This is a genomic window from Amycolatopsis sp. NPDC003861, assembly GCF_053605405.1.
Map to the genome: position 1 here is coordinate 1 of NZ_JBSGJD010000385.1, position 6,147 is coordinate 6,147.

6 protein-coding genes are annotated in these 6,147 nt (G+C 74.6%); 4 read left to right on the forward strand and 2 right to left on the reverse strand.

Annotated features, from left to right (window positions below; translation table 11 throughout):
• The 3 genes from qcrB to ACWEVN_RS45610 all read left to right on the forward strand — a co-directional run.
• Positions 1–1,185: cytochrome bc1 complex cytochrome b subunit (gene qcrB, locus ACWEVN_RS45600; protein WP_452055428.1), on the forward strand; the 1,185-nt coding region annotated here is incomplete at its 5' end.
• Positions 1,182–1,553, forward strand: coding sequence for a hypothetical protein (locus tag ACWEVN_RS45605; protein ID WP_449680841.1), 372 nt, complete (start codon positions 1,182–1,184; stop codon positions 1,551–1,553). The genes qcrB and ACWEVN_RS45605, both read left to right, overlap by 4 nt.
• Entirely contained in the window at positions 1,550–1,858 is a 309-nt protein-coding gene (locus ACWEVN_RS45610; protein WP_449680842.1) for a DUF3099 domain-containing protein, read from the forward strand. Before ACWEVN_RS45605 ends, ACWEVN_RS45610 begins: the two co-directional genes overlap by 4 nt.
• Here the strand turns inward: ACWEVN_RS45610 and ACWEVN_RS45615 are convergent.
• On the reverse strand, positions 1,823–2,674 hold the full coding sequence (locus ACWEVN_RS45615) for a MerR family transcriptional regulator (protein ID WP_449680843.1): 852 nt from the start codon (positions 2,672–2,674) through the stop codon (positions 1,823–1,825). The two genes, ACWEVN_RS45610 and ACWEVN_RS45615, sit on opposite strands and share 36 nt — an antisense overlap.
• Before the next feature lie 167 nt (positions 2,675–2,841).
• A complete protein-coding gene (locus tag ACWEVN_RS45620) occupies positions 2,842–4,188 on the reverse strand; it encodes a glycosyltransferase (RefSeq protein WP_452055429.1) in 1,347 nt (448 codons plus the stop codon).
• 56 nt (positions 4,189–4,244) lie between these two features.
• Here ACWEVN_RS45620 and ACWEVN_RS45625 point away from each other — a divergent pair.
• Positions 4,245–6,147: glycosyltransferase (locus ACWEVN_RS45625; RefSeq protein WP_452055430.1), on the forward strand; the 1,903-nt coding region annotated here is incomplete at its 3' end.

The following is a 6,147-nucleotide window of genomic DNA, read 5'->3' on the forward strand; positions in this document are numbered from 1 at the left end:
ATGGCCGTGCACATGCTGCGGATCTTCTTCACCGGGGCGTTCCGGCGGCCGCGTGAGGCGAACTGGGTGATCGGTGGCCTGCTGCTGATCCTGGGGTGCTTCGAGGGTTTCTTCGGGTATTCGCTGCCGGATGACTTGCTGTCGGGGACCGGTATCCGGGCGACGCTGTCGGGCATCGTGTTGTCGGTTCCGGTGGCCGGGACGTGGATTCACTGGGCGTTGTTCGGTGGGGAGTTCCCGGGCGATCAGATCATTCCGCGGTTGTACACGCTGCACATCCTGTTGCTGCCGGGGATCATGCTGGCGTTGGTCGGGGCGCACCTGGCGTTGGTGTGGTATCAGAAGCACACGCAGTTCCCGGGGGTGCGGCGCAAGGAGACCAACGTCGTCGGGGTGCGGATCATGCCGTACTTCGCGCTCAAGGGCGGGGCGTTCTTCACCCTGGTGATCGGGGTGCTGGCGCTGATGTCGGGGCTGTTCCAGATCAACCCGGTGTGGAACTTCGGGCCCTACAACCCTTCCCAGGTCTCCGCCGGGTCCCAGCCGGACTGGTACATGGGCTGGGCGGACGGGCTGCTGCGCGTCTGGCCGCCCTGGGAGCTCTACCTGGGCGACCACACCGTGCCGCCGGTCTTCTTCGCCGGCGCCATCGGCATCGCCGTGCTCGTGACGGCCCTGCTGAGCTACCCGTTCCTCGAGCGGAAGCTGTCCAAGGACACCGCGCACCACAACCTGCTCCAGCGGCCGCGGGACGTCCCGGTCCGCACGTCGATCGGGGCGATGGCGATCACGTTCTTCCTCGTGCTCACCCTCTCCAGCTTCAACGACATCCTCGCCGTCCAGTTCGACGTGTCCCTCAACGCGATGACGTGGGCGGGCCGGATCGGGCTGCTCATCGGACCGCCGCTGGCCTACTTCGTCACCTACCGGCTGTGCGTCGGCCTCCAGCGGGCCGACCGCGAGGTGCTCGAGCACGGCGTCGAGACGGGCATCATCAAGCGGCTGCCGCACGGTGAGTTCATCGAAATCCACCAGCCGCTGGCCGCCACCCCACTCGAATACCAGGGCGCACCCGTGCCGAAGAAGATGAACAAGCTGGGCTCGGCCGGCCACGCGGTGCCCGGCTCGCTGTTCACGCCGGACCCGCCGGCCGAAACCCGTGCCCTGGACCGGGGGCGGCGATGACGACGGTGGCCCCGGTCGCCCGGGCGCGGCTCGCCGGTTGCTGTGCGGCGATCACCGCCGCGGGCTCCGCGGCCGCCACGGCGGCCGGCTTCACCTGGCTGCCCTTCGACTGGCCGGCGCTGGGTGCGGCGGTGGCCCTCGTCGTCCACGCGGCACTGGCGCTGACCATCGTCGACCTCCGCGACCGGCGGCTGCGGCGCAGCGCGGCCACCGTCGCGGTGCTGCTCGGCGGGCTGCTGCTCGCCGGGTCGGCGTGGGCGGCGGCGGTGCACTGGTCCGGGAATCCGCCCGCGGTGCTGCTTTCGGTCGTCCAGAACGGCGTCGGGCCGCTGGCCGTGCTGTCCGTCCGGCTCGGGGGTGCGGGGTGAGCCGAAGTCCCGCCTTGATCACCACGGCCGCCCCGTCGGCCGACGAGCAGCTCGCCCGGCGCCGCCGCAAGTACGTGGTGATGATGGCCTGCCGCATCCCGTGCCTGGTGCTGGCCGGGCTCACCGCGCACGTCTGGTGGCTGGCCCTGGCCTTCCTCGCGATCTCCGTGCCGCTGCCGTGGGCGGCGGTGCTGATCGCCAACGACGTGCCGGCGCGCCGCACGGAGCGGGTCAGCCGCTTCCGGCCGCCGAGGGCGGAACTGCCGCGCTCAGCCGCCGAAGGACGCCAACGCCTCGGGGAATGACGGCGGCAGCGGCTCGCCGACCGTCGGGAGCCCGCGCCAGCCCGGACCGGCCGGACGGACCGGGATGCCCTCGGCGTGCAGGGTGCGCAGGGTCCGCACGTCCGCGGACGGCGACGTCATCGACCACACCACCACGGCGCTCGGCGCGTAGCGGCCGGACACCACCCGCAGGACGTCGATCGACACCAGGCCACCGAGGAACATCGACGGCGCGCCGTCGTCGCCGAGGGCCGCGCTGAGCATCTTGACCGGCAGTTCGTGGCGCTCCGCCGGCCCGCAGACGAACAGGACGGGGCCCCGGCCGGCCCGCGCGGGCGCCGGCGTCCGCAACCGGTCCAGCGCCGCCGAGGCCGCGGCGGCCAGCGCCCACTCCGCGGCCATCGCGTTGCGGTCGCCCGCCTGCGCCCAGCGTTCCCCGATGGCCCGCAGGACCGGCGCGACGACCTCGGTCCAGCACTTCGCCACCCCCAGGCCGGCGAGCGCGTCGTCGACCAGGTCGCCCATGGCCGGCACGTCGAGCAGTTCGGCGGCTTCGGCGATCCGCCGGCGCCGCTGCTTCACGGTCGTCTCGGCCGCGGTCCGGGACAGCACCAGCCTGGCCGCCTCGCGCGCCCGGGTGCCTTGCGCCTGAAGCGCCCGCATCCGCCGCAACCGCTCGACGTCTTCGGCGGTGTACCGCCGCCGGCCGTTCTCCTCCCGGTCCGAGGCGCCGATGCCGTACCGCTGCTCCCACGTCCGTAGCGTCACCTGCGAGACGCCGAGGGTCCGGGCGACCTCGCTCGAAGTGAGGGACCGCCCCTCGGGTGTGCTGCTCACAGGCTTCTCCCGGCTCCAGTTGAACGCATTCTGCATCACAGTACTCGCTGCCGGTCCCGGCGTCTCAACACGCGATGACGATTCATATGCGATGCAAAACAGCCTAAATTCGGCTCGGGTACGGCGCGAGTGGGCAACCGGAGCTAGCTTTGCATCGATTGTGCAACTCACTCGGGAGGACGGTCCATGGCTTCGAGCAACCGGCGCGCCGCGGTCTGCGGGCCGCCTGACGCGAGCAGGCGCGCGGCGGCCTCGCGCACGCGGCCGCCCGACGACAGCACCGCGGTCGTGGCCTCGGTGACCGCGGCCGGGGTCAGGCCGTGCGGATCGAGCACGCGGCCCGCCGGAATGCGTTCGAGATCATGAGCGACCGCGAACTGGTCGCTGGAGAACGGCAGCGCGATGGCGGGCACCCCGGCGGCCAGGCATTCGGTGAACGTGTTGTTGCCGCCGTGGTGCACGACCAGGGACGTGCCCGGCAGCAGCGCCCGCTGCGGGACGTGGTCGAAGACCTCGATCCAGCGCTCGTCCGCGAACGCCGTGCGCAGCGGGTCGGCGCGGTTCCCGGCCGAGACCAGCACCGAGACGTCCGGCACCTGCGCCGCGCCGCGGACGACGGTGGCGAGCACGTCGTCGCGGGCGGAGAGGAACGTGCCGAACGAGACGAGGACGAGCCGCCGCCGCCCGCCGTCGGTCAGCCGCCCGACGCGGTCCCGCCACTCGGGCGAGAGCCCGGTCTCGCCGACGTCGCTGCAGTGCCCGGCGAACAGCAGCGCCGGCCCGGCCGGCAACGGCGGCAGCCACGGCAGCTCGGGGTAGTTGAACAGCACGGCCTCGGGCGAGGTCAGGCCGAACGCACTGCGCGGGGCCGGCCGGCCGGGAGCGTGCTCGGCGAGGAACCGGGTGAACAGCTCGGTGAACAGGCGGTCGTTGGCCGCCACTTCGGCCCGCAGCGCCGCCAGTTCGGCCGCCGGGGGCGTGATCGCCTCCGGCCAGTAGGGCGGCAGCCCGAAGAAGCGGTCCGGGCCCTCGAGTACGTAACCGGGGTGTCCCGGGCAGAACGCCGCCCACCGCCGGTCCAGCGCCCGGAGCGCGAGCGTGACCGCGTAGGCCAGCTGGTCGACGAGGTACCAGTCCGGACGCAGCCGGTCGTCCAGGCGCCGCAGCGCGGCGTGGACGCCGGCGGGGTCGGGCAGCATGTCCGCCCGGCGGTGCCGGGCCTGGGCCAGCAGCGCCGGCACCGCGCCCGCGCGGGTGGCGTCGAGGAACTCGGTCAGCCGCCGGGCCCCGGCCGCCTGCTGGCGGGTGCGCTCGGCGATGCCGGTGTTGGCGTTGTCGCCGAACCCGAACGGCTCGAACCGCAGACCCCGCCGCGCGGCGAGGTCCGCGAACGCGGGGTCGCACGCGAACGTCACGTCCGCGCCCTCGGCCGCCAGCGCCGCCGCCACCGTGGCGAGCGGCTGGGCGTGCGAGGCGAACGGCGGGCTCACCACCACGATCCGCGCTTCCGGCATCCCGTTCTCCCCGTCGTCGTCGCCGATCCGGCGGCCTTGTCCCCAGAGGTACTGCCGTGATCATCCACGACACCGCCCCCGCCGACGCGTTGACGGCGCTGCGGGACCTGCGCCCCGGCACCGACCTCACCCGGGTCGACGAGGTCCGCCGCGGCTTCCACCCGGCGTTCGGCGTCCCGGCCCTGGTCGAGTACGCCGGCGCCGGTCCGGCGGCGGGCGACGCCGATTCCGCGCTGGCCGAGTTGCGGGCCTTGGCCCGGGCGTCGGATCCGCCGCCACCCGCCGGCGTGCTGGCCGCCGTCCCCGAGGCCGAGGGAGTGCTCGCCGACCTGGGCACGTCCGTGGTCCTGGACCTCTTCGCCGCCTCGACCGCCGCGCACGGCTGGGTGGCGGCGGGCACGGCGATCCGCGCCGCCTTCGGCACGGCCTCGCCACGCCGTCGCGCGCTGCTGCTGGACCTGGCCGAGCGGCACGACGTCGGGGGTATCCCGGCCGGGGCGGTGGTCGAGGGCGCCGAGCACGACCGTGCGCTGCGGCACGCCGGGTGGCGGTACCTCGCGCGGCACAGCGGGGCGATCACCCGGGAGCGCGACGAAGACCCCTACGAACGGGCGCTGGCGGCGGTCTGCCGCGCGACCCCGGCCGACGCGCCACTGTGGACGGTCCCGCGTGCGCGTCGCGAGGGGCTGGTCGTGGCCCAGTCGATGCTGCTGGGCTCGTTCGACCAGCCCGGCGCCGGGGCGAGCGGCGGGCTGACCGTGCTCCTGCGGCACCTCGGCACGGCCCTGCCCCAGCACGACGGCATCGCCCGCGTGGTCACCCTGACCCCGGCCGGGCACGACGACCTCGCCGCCCGCCCCGCGCTGGCCGAGACCGACGGCGAAGGGCACGTCGTGCTGCGGATCCCGGTCGACGCCCCCACCGCGCCGGCCCAGCTCGGGCTGTCCCGGCACCGCGCGGCGCTGACCTTCCTGGCGCGGCGGCTGCTGCGGCTGTCCGGCTGTCACCCCGATGTCGTGCACGTCCGGTACGCCGACGACGGATCCCTGGCGATCGCCGACGCCGCCACCGCGCTCGGCGCCCGGACCGTGTTCACCCTGACCGCGGACCCGCACCGCTCGCTCGCCGAGCGGCACCGGCCCGCCAGCGCCGAATCCCCGGCCGGCGCGCGGTTCGACCTGCACCGCGTGTACGCGGCCGACCGGCTGGTGGCGCGGGCGGACACGCTGCTCGGCCTGCCCGGGCGGCCGCCGGGGGAACTGCCCGCGTACTTCCCGGCGTTGCGCGGGCGCCCGGAACCGGAGTCTCTCGCCGAGGGGATCCCGATGCTGCCCCAGGTCGCCACCGAGGATCCCCGGCAGCAGCAGCTGACCGACTCCTTGTTCGCGCCGGACGACCGGCTGCCCCGGCTCGCGCCGGACGCCCGCGGCCTGCCGATCGTGCTGTCGGTGGGCCGGCTCCACCCGGTCAAGCAGCAGGACCTCCTGGTCGAAGCCTGGCTCACCCGCGGCCTGTACCGGCGGACGGCGCTGGTGCTCGTCGGGGGCGACCCCGCCCGTCCGACCGAGGACGAAACCCGGGTGCTGGACCGCATCCTCGCCCTGCACCGGGCGCACCCGCAGGCGGCGGGCCGCCTGGCCGTGCTCGCGGCGCTCGGCAACGACGACGTCCGGCTGCTCGAACACGGGCTCACCCGCCTGCTGCCGGCGCCTTCGCCCCACCTCTACGCCTGCCCCAGCCGCAAGGAGGAGTTCGGCATCGCGGTCCTGGAAGCGATGGAAGCCGGGCTGCTCGTCCTCGGCCCGCGCCGCGGCGGGCTCCGGCACTACATCGACCACGGCCGCAACGGCCTGCTGGCCGACACCTCCGGTCTCGACGCCTTCGGTGACGACCTGAGCGCGTTCGTCCGCGCCGCGGCCGACGACCCGGTGCGGGCACGCGCGGCCGCGGCCGCCGGCC

Excerpts from the sequence above, each read along its gene's own strand:
- ACWEVN_RS45620 (WP_452055429.1), bottom strand. The coding sequence starts at position 4,188 with ATGCCGGAAGCGCGGATCGTGGTGGTGAGCCCGCCGTTCGCCTCGCAC.
- ACWEVN_RS45605 (WP_449680841.1), top strand. The coding sequence starts at position 1,182 with ATGACGACGGTGGCCCCGGTCGCCCGGGCGCGGCTCGCCGGTTGCTGT.